This is a genomic window from Myxococcus sp. AB025B (assembly GCF_006518215.1).
GTDB lineage: Bacteria > Myxococcota > Myxococcia > Myxococcales > Myxococcaceae > Myxococcus > Myxococcus fulvus.
In genome coordinates, this window is record NZ_SRLW01000264.1 from 1 (window position 1) to 13,830 (window position 13,830).

The window sequence follows — 13,830 nt, forward strand, 5'->3', positions numbered from 1 at the left end:
GGAGAAGCCCACGTGGTCCGCCTCTTCGTCCCCATCGCCGAGCCCGCCCCCGACACGCTCGTGCTCACCGGCGAGCGCCGCCACTACGTCATCCACGTGCTGCGCCTGGGCGAAGGTGACGCGCTGGAGGTCTTCGACGGCAAGGGCCGCGCGTTCGAGGCGAAGGTCACCGGCGTGGACGCCGAGGAGGTCCGCGTGAGCCTGGGGGCGTCGCGACAGGCGCCGCCCCGGGAAGGGAAGGAAGGGGAGCTCGCCATCATGGGCCGGGACGACGAGGGCTTCTCGCCGGGACAGGACTCCGCCGTGGCCCGCTTCGCGCTGAGCCGCGCCAATGAGGAGCTGGTGCTTGCGGAGAGCTCGCTGCGAGGCGAGCGGCGCGTGGCGTGGGTGCGGCTGGCGCTGATGGCGCTCCTGTCGGTGAGTCAGGGCGGCATCGCCCACGTCACGGGCGAGTCCCTGCCGCCGCATGACCTCCAGCGTGTGCTGGCCATCGTCCTGTATGGGTTGTTCTCCGTGCTCGCGCTGGTGGTGCTGCTGCGTCAGCGGCCGCACTTGCGGCACGCGCGGTGGTTGCCCGTGCCCACCACGGTGGCGGACACCAGCTTCTTCGCCTTCATGGGGTGGCACGCCTGGGCGCGCACGGGCCAGTTCGACGCGGGCATGCTGGGCGCGAGCATGGGCATGGTGCTGGTGTTCTCCGTGGCGCGCTTCTCGTGGCTGCACGTGCTGTTGTCCACGGCGCTGTCGTCCATGGGGTATGCCTTCGTCGCGGGCGTGTCCGGGCACGGCACCTGGTCCAGCACCAGCTTCGTCGTCTTCTGCTACGTGACGCTGGGGCTGCTCATCGCGATGACGAACGCGGAGGTGGGCAGCATGTTCCTGCGGCTGCGGCGCCGCGACGGCCTGTCGCGCTTCCTGCCCAAGCCGGTGGTGGAGCGGGTGATGGCGTCGGGGGACACGTCGCTGCGGCCGGTGCAGCGGGAAGTCACCATCCTCTTCAGTGACATCCGCGACTTCACCATGCTGAGCGAGACGCTGCAGCCGCGCGAGGTGCTGGAGCTGCTCGACGAGTACTTCGGGCGGATGACGCACATCGTGATGGCGCACGGGGGCATCGTGAACAAGTTCCTCGGGGACGGGATGCTCGCGTGCTGGGGCGTGCCGGACTCGAGCGAGGACCACGCGGAGCAGGCGATGCGCGCGGCCCTGGCCATGCGCGAGAAGCTGGCCGAGCTCAACGTGCTGCGCCTGCGCCGGGGCCTGCCTCCGTTGCGCATCGGCATCGGGCTTCACACGGGCGTGGTGGCCGCGGGCATGCTCGGGGGCGCCGAGCAGCACGAGTACACCGTCATCGGCGACGCGGTGAACCTGGCCTCGCGAGTCGAGGGGCTCACCAAGGTGCACGGCGTGGACATCCTGGTGAGCGAGAGCACGTGGACGCGCGGCGGCGGCGACTTCGTCGGCCTGCGCCTGGGCGAGGCCCACGTGAAGGGACGCCGGGAAGCGGTGGTGGTCCACGCGCTCCAGGGCCACGCGCTCGACGCGGACGTCGAGTCGCCTGCTCCCGTGCGCATCGCCAGCGGCACCTGAGGGAGGAAGGCCCCCAGGCGCTCGGGCGTCACACCGTCAGCGGCGCGGGGCGGGACCCACCGGACATGACACGCGCGTGCAGGTCGCGCTTGAGCCCCATGCCGAACAGCAACAGCGTGATGAGGTACACGGGCTCGATGAAGAACAGCTGCGGCCCGCCCAGGGACAGGCCGTGGGTCTTCTTCTCGAGGACGACGTGCGCGCCCACCACGAGCGCGAAGCGCACCACCATCACGGACACGGCGACGATGGCCACGGTGGTGCCGGGAAGGTGGCCCACCGCGAGCGCGGCGCTCAGCGTGGGGACGAGCGGCAGGCTCATCAGCAGGCCCGCCGTCCACTCCAGGCTGATGGCGTACAGCGCCACCAGGGCCACCAGCACGTGGGCGGCGGACAGCGAGAAGCCTCCCACCGAGAAGCGCACGAGGCCCAGCGGGACGAGCAGGGCGAAGATGAACATGTAAGCGCCCACGAAGTGCACGGCGCGGCTGGGGCCGTTCTCGTGCAGGGGCATCCAGGTGCGCAGCTTGTCGGCGAAGCTCATGGGAGTCCTGAGGGTACTTCAGGCGCGCGCCGGCGTGGCGCCCTGGGGCTGGGGCTTGATGACGTAGTCGCCGAAGAGCACGGCGACGAAGAACAGCGGGCCCACCAGCGCGTGCACCAGGTTGGTGAGGAAGGACGGGGACTTCTTCTCCCACACGGCGTGGCCGGCGAGCTGGATGAGCCAGCCGAACGCGGCGATGGCCACCACGCTCCAGGTGGGCATCAGCCGGCCCAGGGGGAAGCAGGCGGCCATGAAGGCCACCACGACGAGCCCCAGCTTCACGTCCGCGCGCAGGTACCAGACCGCGGCGAGCGCCCAGGCCACCATGCCCAGCGTCAGCACGCCGCCCGGCAGCGCGGGCACCGTCGCCAGCCTCACCCAGTCCAGCATCGCGATGATGTGCAGGACGATGACCGGAATGGCGACCTTGTGGGTCAGCCGGTTGGTGGGGTGCTGGTGCGACGCGTAGTACTCGTCGAAGAGCGCGGCGATGGGGGCCTTGAGCATGGCTTCCTCCGGACGGCGGAGCAGGGGACCTTCCAAGTTAGGGGAGTCCCCGGCGCGTGTCCCTGGCGGCTCACGCCAATCTCCTGGCACGGGACGCCACGGGTCGGCTGGCCCGCACGCCCGGTGTCTCAGCCCCGCTCCGCGCCCTCGCGCCAGACGCGCGGCGTCATCCCCGTCCACCGCTTGAAGGCGCGGTCGAAGGTGCTCAGCTCGGAGTAGCCCAGGAGGAAGGCGACCTGGCTGACGCCCAGGTTCGCGTCGCGCAGGTACTGGTAGGCCAGCTCACGGCGCACCGTGTCGACCTCGTCCTGGAAGGACGTGCCGTGCTCGGTGAGGCGGCGCTGCAGGGTGCGCAGGCTCAGGTGGAGTCCCTTGGCCACGTCGGCGGCCTGGGGCGCGCCCTCGCGCAGGGACGCGCGGATGGTGTCGCGCACGGCCTGGACGAAGCCGGGCGCATCCGGTGCGGGCGAGGGCACGGCGGCGCTCGCGGCGCGCTCCAGCACGGAGAGCAGGGCGGGGTCCGCGCCGAGCACGCGCAAATCCAATGTGGCCGCGTCCAGCGTGAGCGCGTTGCGGCCGCGGTTGAACGTGGGCGAGACGCCGAAGTGGTCCACCAGCGGCGCGATGTCCGGAGGGGCGGGGTGCGCGAAGGCGATGGCGCGAGGCGACCACGGGCGCTCGGTGAGCTGCCGGCCGACGTGGGTGAAGAGCGCGAGCCCGTACTCGCTGGCGTGGCGTCCGTATGCGAGCGGGGCGCCCTCGATGCCGTAGGAGAAGGTGCCGCCGCCGTCCGTGTCGTCGGTGAAGGACGCGCTCCAGGCGGGCTCCAGGAGGGCCATGTAGCGCGCCATCGCGCGGAAGGTGTCGCGCAGCGTGGGCGAGGCCCGGGCGATGTACTCGACGAGGCCGTAGTTGCCGCGAGGCACGCGCTGGGCGACGTGCAGGCCAAGAAAGGCGTCCTGGGAGAGCCGCTCGGCGGCGTCGAGGAAGGCGTGCAGGGTGGTCAGCGGGAGGCTGACCTCGGGGAGCGAGCCCGCGTCGAGCGGCAGGCCGAAGCGCTCCACCAGGGGCGTGGGGTCCAGGCCCGTGGCGCGCAGGTACGCGAGCAGCGGACCCACGAGCTGCGAGCGGACCTCCGTGGGAGGTCTCGGGAGGGACTGGGAGGCAGGGGGCTCCACGCGCCGGGGACGCTAGCCTGTCCGGCGCGTCGGGCCCAAGAGGCGTTCAGCCGGGGCTCACATGGGGCCGATGAAGTCCTTCTTGCCGATGGGCACGCCCAGGTGGCGGAGGATTCCGTAGGCGGTGGTGATGTGGAAGTAGAAGTTGGGCAGGCCGAAGGTGAGCAGGTACTCGTCGCCCTTGAAGTCGCGCTTGAGGGTGCCGGTGGTGAGCGTGACGGTGCGGTTCTCGCTGCCCGCGAAGCTCTTGGCGGGGACGGACTTGAGGTACGTGATGGTCTTGTCGATGCGCTGGCGCAGCTCATCGAAGGTGCTCTCGGTGTCGGGCATGCGCGGGGCGGGCGCGCCGCTGAGCCGCTCGGCGGTGGCCTTCGAGGTGTCGCTGGCGCGCTGGACCTGCTGCACCAGGTTGAACATGTCCGACGCGAGGCGCGCCTCGAGCACCTGCTTCGGGTCGAGGCCGTTCTCCTGGGCGTACTTCTCGCCCTGCGTGACGAGGGTGGAGAGCACCTCGAGGGCGCGGATGAAGACGGGGATGGTGGCCTCGTACATCGACAGGGACATGGTGTGCTCCACAAGAAGGGGTGCGCGGGGCGAGTGTTAATCCGCCTGGGCCCTGCGTGCTGGAGGATTTCGGCTGACGCGAGGTGTCGAGGTCCGCGTGGGGTGAAGTAGCCTCGGGGGGAATGGACAACCTCGCGCACTCACTCGTCGGGGCCTGGATGGCGGAGGCGGGGCTCAAGCGCTACACGCCCTTGGCCACCGCGACGCTCGTCATCGGCGCCAACCTCCCGGATGTGGACGCGGTGGTGACGTTCGCGGGCTCGGATGCCTCGCTGTACTGGCGACGGGGCTGGACGCACGGCGTGCTGATGCTGGCCATCTGGCCGTTCGTGCTCACGGGGTTGATGCTGGCGTGGGACCGCTTCGTGCGCAGGCGTCGCCATCCGGAGCTGGAGCCGGTGCGAGCGGGGCCGCTGTTGTTGTTGTCGACGCTGTCGGTGTTGAGTCATCCCGCGTTGGACTGGCTCAACACGTATGGCGTGCGATTGTTGATGCCGTTCGACGGGGCGTGGTTCTACGGGGATACGCTGTTCATCGTCGACCCGTGGGTGTGGTTGCTCGCGGGGGCGGCGGTCATCATGGCGGATGCGCGCACGCGCAAGTCCGTGGCGGGGTGGCTGGTGTTGGGCCTCGCGAGCACGGCGCTCGTGACGGTGCCCGACTTCGTGCCGTGGCCCGCGAAGGTGCTGTGGGTGGTGGGCGTGGCGGCGATTGTGTGGCTGCGATTGAAGGGGACGCAGGTGGTGTCCACGCAGCGGGTGGCCACGGTGTGTGGCGTGGGGCTGGTGCTGTACCTGGGGGCCATCCTGTTGGGCTCGCAGGTGGCGGCGCCGCGCGCGAAGGCATGGCTGGAGGGGCAGGGGCAGTCGGTGGAGCGCGTCATCGCGGGGCCGGTGCCGGCGAACCCCTTCGTGCGAGACCTCATCGCGGTGGGGAAGGACCGCTACCACTTCGTGACGGCGGACTTCCTGAAGGGCGGAGAGGAGCACCTGCGCATCAACGGCCCGACCCTGCCGCGCGAGCCGAACCCCGGCCCGGTCATCCAGGCCGCGCTCGCGGCGCCGCACCTGCGCGGACTGTCGAACTGGCTGCGGCTGCCCACGTATCAGGTGAGCGAGACGGCGCAGGGCTGGCGCGTCACCATCGATGACGTGCGCTACTCGCGGATGCAGAGCGGCGGGCTCGGCTCCGCGGTGGTCGAGCTGGACAAGGAGCTGAAGCCCGTTCGCGCTCCGCCGAGCAACGGGACGCATTGACGCGAGGCCCGAAGCAGGCCGCGCACGCGGGACGTGTCACCGCGTCCCCTCGTCGGGTTGCAGGTCACGACGGGCGCACGCGCGCAGCGGGTGGCGAAGGGCTCCCCTGGGCTTGGAATCCTGGGACGCTCCAGGCATCCGAAGGCTCGAGAGGACGCTGTCCTCGTGCGAGCCCTCGGAGCGTCGGGCCTCATCAGCGCTTCAAGTCGATGCGCACCCACTCGCCCTGGGTGGCGCCGGGGAGCACGGTGAAGCCGAGGTTGCGGTAGGCGGCCTCGACGTCGGCGCGCTGGTGGGAGAGCACGCCCGCGAGGACCAGCCGGTCCTTGGCCTTGGGCGCGATGAGCGGCGCCAGCTCGATGAGCGTGTTGGCGAGGATGTTGGCCAGCACCAGGTCGAAGGTGCCCTCGACGGCGGTCAGCTCCTTGCCGGACACGTCGATGTCCGGGGTGCCGTTGTCGGTGAGGTTCTCCTGGGCGAGCTCCACGGAGGTGGGGTCGTTGTCGGTGGCGACCACGCGGCCCGCGCCCAGCTTCTTCGCGGCGATGGCGAGCACGCCGGTGCCGGTGCCCACGTCCAGGACGCTCGCGCCCGGGTGGTCGGTCATGTACGCGTCGACGGCGGCGAGGCACAGGGACGTCGTGGGGTGGTCACCGGTGCCGAAGGCCATCTTGGGCTCGATGACCAGGCGCACCGCGTCCGCGGGGGCGTTGGCCACGTCCCAGGGCGGGCCCACCCAGAGGCGGCCGACGTGGACGGACTTGATGAGGGACTTCCACTCGTTGCTCCAGTCCTGCTGGGGCTGCTCGTCCAGGCCGAGGCGGGCGTCGGGGAAGGACTCGGCGACGCTGTCGCGAGCGGACTCGGCGGTGGGGCGGTCCTCGAAGTAGCCGATGACGATGGACTCGCCCGCGTTGGGGGGCTTCACGCCGGGCATGGTGGGGGTTTCGCGGTCTCGTACCTCGAGGCCGAGCGCACCGGACTCGTGGAGGAGGTCCTGTACGGCCTCGGACGCTTCCTCGGGCAACTCCACGGTGAGTGACAGATAGGTCTGGGACATGCGGGCCCTTTTACCGCGCCGTGCGTAGCGTGGGAGCGCCGTGAGATACCTGTTCATCTTGTGGCCCCTGGCCTGGCTGTGTGCCTGCTCCGGCCCGGAAGCACCCGACGCGGCGGTCTGTCGGGATGTGGTGACCCGCCTCTGCCAGACGTTGGCCTGCCCCGGAGTCGCCGAGCAGCTCGACCTGGACACCTCCTGTGAGACGACCCTGCTGGAGCGGACGGGGTGTGGCTCGGAGGACTTCGCCTTCGTGACGCCCGCGCGGGAGCGGGTGCTGGACTGCCGGGAGCCGCTCATCCGGGTGGGGACGACGACGGAGAAGTCGCCGAGCTGCGAGGACACGACGCGCTTCCTGGTGGAGTGCCCGGACGTGGCGGCGTACTTCCGGGGGGAGCAGCCATGAAGCGGTGGGTGGCGTCGGTGTTGATGTTGGCGGTGGGGTGCACGCCGCTGGACGTGGAGCGGCGCACCGAGCGGGGCCCTGTGCTGCGGACGTATGTCCAGGAGTCGCAGCTCGGGGAGCGGATGCCCTTCGCGAGCGCCGAGGTGGACTGGCCAAGACTCTCACTGCGGTTCTCCACGGCGGACGTCTGTCGGACGGAGCAGCACGTCGAGTACACGGAGAACCTCATCAGCACGCACTCGTCACCGGGCGCGGCGGGGGCGGTGAGCTCGGGTGGGGTGCTCACGGGCATCGGTGGCTTCCTGGTGCTCGGGAGGACGTTGTTCTCGAACACGCCGGACCGGGATGGCATCGACCGGGACGGGCACTACGGGCCTTCGAGTCGCAAGGTGGCGACGACGTGGGGCGTGGTGTTGTTGTCGGTGGGCGTGCCGGCGCTGGTCGCGGGGCTCATCCAGCTCCACAGGGGAGGGAAGACGACGGAGACGCGCAAGGCGGATGAGATGGTGGCGCTGCGCGAGGTGCCCTGTCATCCCGAGCCGGCGGACGGGGTGGTGGAGCTGACCGGAGGCAAGGGCGAGCCGCCCGCGCCACGTCCCACGGAGAACGGTGTGCTGGTGCTCGATGTGGAGCAGGTGCGGGCGTTGGGCTTCAAGGGGCTGAAGCTGGACGGGGCGCCGGTGTTGTTGGAGGAGGACGACCGCGCGCGGATGGAGTTGTTCCGCACGTGTGCTGTCTTGCTGTCGGCGCCGGTGGATGTGGAGGCGCTCGCGGTGGAGGCGAAGCGGCAGCCGGAGAAGCTGCGCAGGAAGCGCGACCTTGTCCGGGCGTGCAACACGTTGCCTGGGGCTCCCACGGGGCCACTGCTCGATGCGCTCGACTCGGCGCTGTCGATGGGACTCCGGGAGGTGCCGGAAGCGGAGCCACCGCCGCCGTCACCCGTGCTCCCTGGCACTGAACTCTGATTGATTGCGGAGGAGTCTCTTGTCCTCACCAGCCCACTCACTCTGATATCCCGGAGCCCAGTCTTCGGGGAACGAGTCCGGAGAGGGAGGGCGTGGATGAAAGCGCTCGGGATTGTCGGGCTGTTGCTTGCGCTGGCCGTGACGGGATGCGGGACGACGCGTCTGGTTCGCCTGGAGACAGGGGTCGAGCCTCCACTGGCACACGCTCCCATCGCCCAGGACGATGCTGCGCCGGTGGAGTTGGACGAAGAGGAGTTCGAGGCCGCAGTGGTGGTACTCGCTCGAGACGTGCGACCTTTCGCGAGTCCCATGCGAGAGGCACGCGAACTCTTCGGTGTTCCCGAGCGGAGTGGGGTGTTCTTCTTCGACAACCAGGGACCACGGCTCATCCCCCGGAAGGAGCAAGATTCACCCGATGGACCGAGCCTGCTGGAGTCCTACGCGGACGATGCGCTGACGCGCGCCTACGGCCATTGGTGTGAGCGGAAGAACCAACCGGGTGATTGCCTCCGCCTGCTGACGGAGGGCCCATTGCTGGCCAGCGACGGCAAGTACTCGTTGGCCATGGCCATCGCAATGGAGTCAGTTTGGGAGGAGACGGCGGAAGCGCTGGAGGACATGGCGGACCCACAGGCATTGATGGCGACGGTGAGTGCCTCCGTCAGCATGTACATGCTCCTCTGGGTATTGCCCGAGCCCATGAGTAAGGGCCTTGCTGCGCTGCTGACGGCCTCGGCCATCGCCTACCTGGGCGTCGACACGGTCTGGCGCATCCTGGATGGATGGGTCTCGCTGGTGCGGACCGTGGACCGGGCCACGACCTTCGAGCAACTCCGTGACGCGGGAGAGGTCTACGGTGAAGTCCTTGGAGAGAACGCGGCGCGCATCTTCGTCATGCTGACCACCGCTGCTCTGGGGAATACAGCGGGACTGTTGGCTCGCTCCTCAAGGCTGCCCGGCTCCTCGCAGGCCGCGCTCTTCGTCGAGTCTCAGGCGGGTTACCGCTACGGGGCGATCGGAGGCGTCCAGTCGGTGGCGATGGCAGCAGATGGCTTCACCATCGCGCTGGCTCCCAACGCCGTCGCCATGGCGTCACGTGAGATGGGCGGCAGGGACCCCGAGAACCATCACATCGCCACCGACAAGAACAGCAAATCTCCGGTCCGGGGTGGCCCTTGGACGCCACGGTTCCGACGAATCTTCGCGAAGGCGGGGATGGAGCTGAAGGACGCCGAGAACGTGGTCGAGGTTCAAGGCCATCGAGGTCCCCATCCGCAGCGCTATCATGAGCGCGTCTATGCACGGCTGGAAGAAGCGACGAAGGGATGCCGGACGGTGATGGAGTGTCGTGAGGTCCTGGTCACGGAACTCAGACGGCTCGCGAGGGAGGTCTCCACTCCTGGCTCGGGCTTGAACAAGTTGCTGACGCGAAGCGAGTGAGACCGAGGCTGCGCGATGGTGAAGCGGTACTTCCAATTGACCGACGATGTCTCCGTGCTGGGCCGATGGGACCTGGGGCATCCCCGCGAGTCTGGAGGAAGTGAGCTGGAGGACCCCTGGATGTTCAGGGAGGGCCATCCGGTAGCGGTGAGCGGACGGCTCTCTGTTCCCATCGAAGTGCCGGGTAAGGCGCTCGACTTCTCCCTGGCGGGCTTCAGCACCCCGGTAGTCCATGTCACCGTGGCCAACCTCTTCCAGGAACTTGCCCCTGACGATGTGCAACTCGTCCCCGTGGATATCGAGGGACGCCCCGACGCGTACTTCATCCTCGTGGCGACGAAGCTCATCCGCTGCATCGACGATGGGGCGACGGAAGAGGTGCTCTACTGGACCGAGGAGGACCGTCGACCCGAGAAGCTGGGCCAGTACCGCGATGTCTATGGCATGCGCATCGACCCCGCGAAGGTGGGGGATGCGAAGGTGTTCCGCACCTGGGGCTGGTCCATCGCTCTCGTCGTCTCCGAGGACCTCCAGCGTGCCCTAACGAAGAAGAAGGCCACCGGCGTGAAGCTCACGCCCGTTTGACTCGCGCCAGCACCCCTGCTCGCATCGTCCCCTTCCACCGTGGGCGCACGCATGTCCGAGCAGTACGACAGCATCGGGAGCAAGTACGAGCAGTTCAAGAACACCGCCGCTCTGCCCATCCCAGAGCGACACACCTTCCTGCGACTGGTCGGCGACCTGCGCGGGAAGCGTGTGTTGGACCTCGCCTGTGGCACGGGCCACTACTCACGGCCCCTCAACGAACTCGGCGCCGACGGCGTGGAGGGCGTGGACATCTCCCTGGAGATGGTCCAGCTCGCGCGCGACAAGGAACAAACCCAACCCCGCGGACTGCGCTACCACGTGCTCGACGCCCGAGCCCTCCCGCGACTCGGTGACTTCGACCTGGTGACAGCCGTCTACCTGCTGAACTACGTGGGCGCTCGTCAGGAGTTGCTCGACATGTGCCGTGGCGCCTACGCCAACCTCAAGCCCGGTGGGCGCTTCATCGCGATGACCATCGACCCGACCTTCGACGTGGCCCGCTCGAGCTGGGCGCCCTACGGCGTCGAGGTCCTCAGCGAGCAGCTCGAGGACGGGCGCCACTTCTGCAAGGCCCTCTTCCTCACCGAGCCCCCTGCGCCCTTCGAGTACTTCCGCTGGTCCACCCAGGTCTACGAAGCCACCCTCGCCGAGGCGGGCTTCCGCGACATCACCTGGCACCCCTTCGAGATTCCCGAAGAGGCCCGCCAGAAGTACGGAGACGACTTCTGGCGCGTCTACCGAGACAACCCACTCCTCACCGCGCTCAGTGGCCAGAAGTAGCCCCGTCGTGAGAAGGCGAGCGCCACGACCCCGGCGCTCGCCCACCCGACATCACGGCCCGACGACGGCGAGCACGCTCTTGTCGAAGTCGATGACCTTGCGCGCCACGTCCCGCACCTGCTCCGACGTCACCGCGGCGATGTGCTCCGCATAGTGCAGGAAGTTGTCCAGGTTCAGCCCGTACAGGGTGTCCATGGCCATCATCCCCGCCCGCGCGCCGTTACGCTGGAGCGCGATCTCATGCGTGCCGATGAGGTTCTGCTTCGCCCGCTCCAGCTCCGCCTCGGGAATCCGCTCGTCACGCACGCGCCGAAGCTCCGCGCGGATGCCCTCCAGCGCCGCGTCCACCTTCTCCGGACTCGTCCCCATGTACGCCGCGAAGTAGCCCGGCTCGATGCCCTCCACGCCGAAGCTGCTCACGCTGTACGCCATCGACCGCTTGTCGCGCAGCTCCACGAACAGCCGCCCGCCCTGGCCGGACAACACCCCCGACAGCGCCTCCAGCGCGTGCCGCTCCGGGTCGTTGATGCGCATGCCCCGGAAGCCCATCACCAGGTGCGACTGCGCCTTGGCCAGCACGCGCTTCTCCTCGCGCGCACCCTCCAGCGGCCCCTCCTCCAGGATGCGCGGCGCCGGCGCGGCCTTGCCCCGCGACTTGCCGAAGTACTCGTTCGCCAGCGCGAGCACCTCGTCCACCTTCACGTCGCCCACCACCGTCAGCACCAGCTGCGACGGGTCCATGTACTTCTCGTGGTACGCGCGGAGCGCCTCGGGCCCCAGCGCCTCCACCGACTCCTTCTCACCCAGCGTCGGCATCCGGTACGGGTGCGTCCGGAACAGCGTCCGGTTGAACAGGTCGAACGCCAGGCCCGACGGCTTGTCCTCCCTCGTGAGGATGTCCTGGAGCATCAGCGTGCGCTCCCGCGCCACCTCCACCTCGGGGAACGAGGGGTGCAACACGCTGTCCGCGAACAACCGGAACGCCGCCTCGAAGTGCCGCGAGAGGAACTCCCCGCGCAGGTTCACCGAGTTGCGTCCGCTCAAGCCGCCCATGCTGCCCGCGTAGATGTCCGCGAGCTGGGAAATCTCCTCCGCGTCCCGCGTCGGCGTGCCCCGCGTGAGGCTGCGCGCCAAGAGCGTCGTCAGCCCGTTGTCCGCCGGCGTCTCGTAGCGCAACCCGCCCCTGAACGCCGCGCGCACCGCGAACAGCGGCACCGCCGGCTCCATGCGCACCACCACCTTCGCTCCCGAAGGCAGCGTCTCCTGGATGATGTCGCTGGGACCCTTCGCCTTCGCGCCCAGCTTGAGCGAGGGCTCGCCCGCCGACACCTTGCTCGCCCTGCGCTCGGGCGGCGCGGCCACGGGGCCCTTCTCCACGCGGTCCAGCACCGCGTTCACCTGCGCCTCCGTGAACTCCGTCCCGTGCGGCAACAGCGCCGTGACGATGGCCTTGTCCAGCCGCAGGTACTTCTCCGCCGCCTTCTGGATGTGCTCGGGCGTCAGCGAGCGCACGGCCTCGTAGTAGCGCGCCTCCGCCTCCAGGCTGCCCATGCCGGACTGGAAGTAGCCCATCTTCCGCGCCACGCCCTGCACCGTCTCGCGCTGGTAGACGGCCTCCGCCTCCAGCAGCGCCTTCGCCGTGGACAGCTCGTCCGCCGTCACCGGCGTCACGCGCATCGTGGCCAGCGTCTTCGCCGCCTCCTCCAATGCGCGCTCGCAGTGGCCGGGCTGCAGCGTCATCGACACCGAGAACAGGCCCGGGTCCTGCGGCGTGTACGCGAAGGCGTGGATGTCGTTGACCAGGTTGTGGCGGCGCTTCACCTCGCGCGACAGCCGGGACGCCTCTCCCTGACCCACCATCATCGCCAGCACGTCCAGCGCGGGCGTGTCCGGGTGCGCGGCCTCCGGAATCGGGAACGTCAGGTGCAGCCACGCCTCCTTCACCTCGTCCGGACGCAGCAGCACACGGCGGCCCGTGAGCGCGGGCTCCTCGGGGCGCTTCATCTCACCCTCGAACGGCCGGCCCCAGTCCCCACCGAAGATCTCGTCCACCCACCCGCGCAGCTCCGCCTCGCTCAGGTCACCCGAGACGGACAGCACCATGTTCTTCGGCGTGTAGTACCGGTGGTAGAACTCCAGCACCTTCTCGCGGCTGAAGCTGCGCACGCTCTCCGCCGTCCCCAGCACCGGCAGCCGGTACGGGTGGCGCTGGAAGGCCGTGGAGAACAAGTCGCGCGAGGCCCGCCGGGACGGCGTGTCCTGGCTGCGTTTGATCTCCTCGCAGACGACCTCGATTTCGCGCGAGAGCTCCTCGGCGTCGAAGGCGGAGCGGCGCACCGCGTCCCCGAGGATGTCCAGGCCCGTCCGGGCGAACTGGCTGGCGATGACGATGTGGTAGACCGTCTGGTCGTAGGACGTCCAGGCGTTGATCTCCCCGCCGTGGGCCTCCACGTCCCGGGCGATTTCGCCGGGGCCGCGCCGCTCCGTGCCCTTGAAGAGCATGTGCTCGTGCAGGTGGGCCAGGCCCGCCTGGTCCGGGCGCTCGTCGGCGCTGCCGACCTTCACCCAGACCTGGAAGGCCGCGACCTTGGCGGCGTGCTGTTCCTCGAAGACGACAGTGAGCCCGTTGGGCAGCGCGTAGCGGATGGCCATATGGAAGGGTCCGAAGCTGGCACTCGCCCCCCAGGAGGGCAAGGCGAGGTGAGATTTATCCCTCACTGGCTAACGCCCGGGCGCCCCGGCGTCGAGGGGTCCGTGGGGCCTCCCCGCGTCCGGTCGCCTGAACCGACCCTTCCCGTCACGCGTCCCTGGTAGGCCGCGCCGCTGGGCGGTAACCTGGGAACGCCCATGCCGTCACCTCCGGAAGAGGTGGATCCGCTCGCGGACCTGCGCGACAGCCTGGACCTGGAGGACACTGGCGTCCAAGCGGCCCCCCCGCCCCCACCGCCACTGCCC

At 69.4% G+C, this 13,830-nt stretch carries 13 protein-coding genes; 7 read left to right on the forward strand and 6 right to left on the reverse strand.

Annotated features, from left to right (window positions below; genetic code table 11):
* Positions 1-1,590: adenylate/guanylate cyclase domain-containing protein (locus FL311_RS32755; protein ID WP_228557237.1), on the forward strand; the 1,590-nt coding region annotated here is incomplete at its 5' end.
* Between the two features lie 28 nt (positions 1,591-1,618).
* On the opposite strand, the gene FL311_RS32760 is transcribed toward FL311_RS32755, so the two are convergent.
* From FL311_RS32760 to FL311_RS32775, 4 genes are all read right to left on the reverse strand, one after another.
* Positions 1,619-2,134, reverse strand: coding sequence for a hypothetical protein (locus tag FL311_RS32760; RefSeq protein WP_141331441.1), 516 nt, complete (start codon positions 2,132-2,134; stop codon positions 1,619-1,621).
* A gap of 18 nt (positions 2,135-2,152) precedes the next feature.
* Positions 2,153-2,641: a DUF962 domain-containing protein gene (locus FL311_RS32765; protein WP_141331443.1), complete on the reverse strand. Its 489-nt coding sequence runs from the start codon at positions 2,639-2,641 to the stop codon at positions 2,153-2,155.
* A 128-nt stretch (positions 2,642-2,769) separates the two neighbouring features.
* Positions 2,770-3,759 (reverse strand): AraC family transcriptional regulator, encoded by a 990-nt coding sequence (locus FL311_RS32770; RefSeq protein ID WP_228557238.1) that lies wholly within the window; start codon positions 3,757-3,759, stop codon positions 2,770-2,772.
* Between the two features lie 117 nt (positions 3,760-3,876).
* Positions 3,877-4,383 carry a DUF1993 family protein gene (locus tag FL311_RS32775; RefSeq protein WP_141331447.1) on the reverse strand — a complete coding sequence of 169 codons (507 nt, stop codon included), beginning with the start codon at positions 4,381-4,383 and terminating at the stop codon, positions 3,877-3,879.
* 122 nt (positions 4,384-4,505) lie between these two features.
* On the opposite strand from FL311_RS32775, the gene FL311_RS32780 reads away from it, so the two are divergent.
* Positions 4,506-5,639: a metal-dependent hydrolase gene (locus FL311_RS32780; RefSeq protein WP_141331449.1), complete on the forward strand. Its 1,134-nt coding sequence runs from the start codon at positions 4,506-4,508 to the stop codon at positions 5,637-5,639.
* Positions 5,640-5,832: 193 nt separating this feature from the next.
* Here FL311_RS32780 and FL311_RS32785 read toward each other — a convergent pair whose 3' ends face one another.
* Positions 5,833-6,699, reverse strand: coding sequence for a 50S ribosomal protein L11 methyltransferase (locus tag FL311_RS32785; protein WP_141331451.1), 867 nt, complete (start codon positions 6,697-6,699; stop codon positions 5,833-5,835).
* 40 nt (positions 6,700-6,739) lie between these two features.
* On the opposite strand from FL311_RS32785, the gene FL311_RS45560 reads away from it, so the two are divergent.
* The 5 genes from FL311_RS45560 (at position 6,740) to FL311_RS32805 (ending at position 10,875) form a co-directional block, all read left to right on the forward strand.
* Entirely contained in the window at positions 6,740-7,102 is a 363-nt protein-coding gene (locus FL311_RS45560; protein ID WP_228557239.1) for a hypothetical protein, read from the forward strand.
* Positions 7,099-8,067, forward strand: a complete 969-nt coding sequence (locus FL311_RS32790; RefSeq protein WP_228557240.1) for a hypothetical protein — start codon at positions 7,099-7,101, stop codon at positions 8,065-8,067. The genes FL311_RS45560 and FL311_RS32790 overlap by 4 nt, the downstream gene beginning before the upstream one ends.
* A gap of 96 nt (positions 8,068-8,163) precedes the next feature.
* Positions 8,164-9,507, forward strand: coding sequence for an AHH domain-containing protein (locus FL311_RS32795; protein ID WP_141331453.1), 1,344 nt, complete (start codon positions 8,164-8,166; stop codon positions 9,505-9,507).
* A 15-nt stretch (positions 9,508-9,522) separates the two neighbouring features.
* Positions 9,523-10,092, forward strand: a complete 570-nt coding sequence (locus FL311_RS32800) for a DUF1629 domain-containing protein (protein WP_141331455.1) — start codon at positions 9,523-9,525, stop codon at positions 10,090-10,092.
* A gap of 51 nt (positions 10,093-10,143) precedes the next feature.
* The gene (locus FL311_RS32805) at positions 10,144-10,875 is read left to right on the forward strand and encodes a class I SAM-dependent methyltransferase (RefSeq protein WP_141331457.1); all 732 of its coding nucleotides are present in this window, start codon (positions 10,144-10,146) and stop codon (positions 10,873-10,875) included.
* A gap of 51 nt (positions 10,876-10,926) precedes the next feature.
* Here the strand turns inward: FL311_RS32805 and FL311_RS32810 are convergent, their stop codons facing one another.
* Positions 10,927-13,527, reverse strand: a complete 2,601-nt coding sequence (locus FL311_RS32810) for a pitrilysin family protein (protein WP_141331459.1) — start codon at positions 13,525-13,527, stop codon at positions 10,927-10,929.
* Between the last annotated feature and the right edge of the window lie 303 nt (positions 13,528-13,830).

Bases quoted from the DNA above. Each gene is read 5' to 3' on its own strand.
- FL311_RS32800 (WP_141331455.1), top strand. From the start codon at position 9,523: ATGGTGAAGCGGTACTTCCAATTGACCGACGATGTCTCCGTGCTGGGC.
- FL311_RS32780 (WP_141331449.1), top strand. From the start codon at position 4,506: ATGGACAACCTCGCGCACTCACTCGTCGGGGCCTGGATGGCGGAGGCG.
- FL311_RS32790 (WP_228557240.1), top strand. From the start codon at position 7,099: ATGAAGCGGTGGGTGGCGTCGGTGTTGATGTTGGCGGTGGGGTGCACG.
- FL311_RS32760 (WP_141331441.1), bottom strand. From the start codon at position 2,134: ATGAGCTTCGCCGACAAGCTGCGCACCTGGATGCCCCTGCACGAGAAC.
- FL311_RS32775 (WP_141331447.1), bottom strand. From the start codon at position 4,383: ATGTCCCTGTCGATGTACGAGGCCACCATCCCCGTCTTCATCCGCGCC.
- FL311_RS32805 (WP_141331457.1), top strand. From the start codon at position 10,144: ATGTCCGAGCAGTACGACAGCATCGGGAGCAAGTACGAGCAGTTCAAG.
- FL311_RS32810 (WP_141331459.1), bottom strand. From the start codon at position 13,527: ATGGCCATCCGCTACGCGCTGCCCAACGGGCTCACTGTCGTCTTCGAG.
- FL311_RS32785 (WP_141331451.1), bottom strand. From the start codon at position 6,699: ATGTCCCAGACCTATCTGTCACTCACCGTGGAGTTGCCCGAGGAAGCG.
- FL311_RS32795 (WP_141331453.1), top strand. From the start codon at position 8,164: ATGAAAGCGCTCGGGATTGTCGGGCTGTTGCTTGCGCTGGCCGTGACG.
- FL311_RS32765 (WP_141331443.1), bottom strand. From the start codon at position 2,641: ATGCTCAAGGCCCCCATCGCCGCGCTCTTCGACGAGTACTACGCGTCG.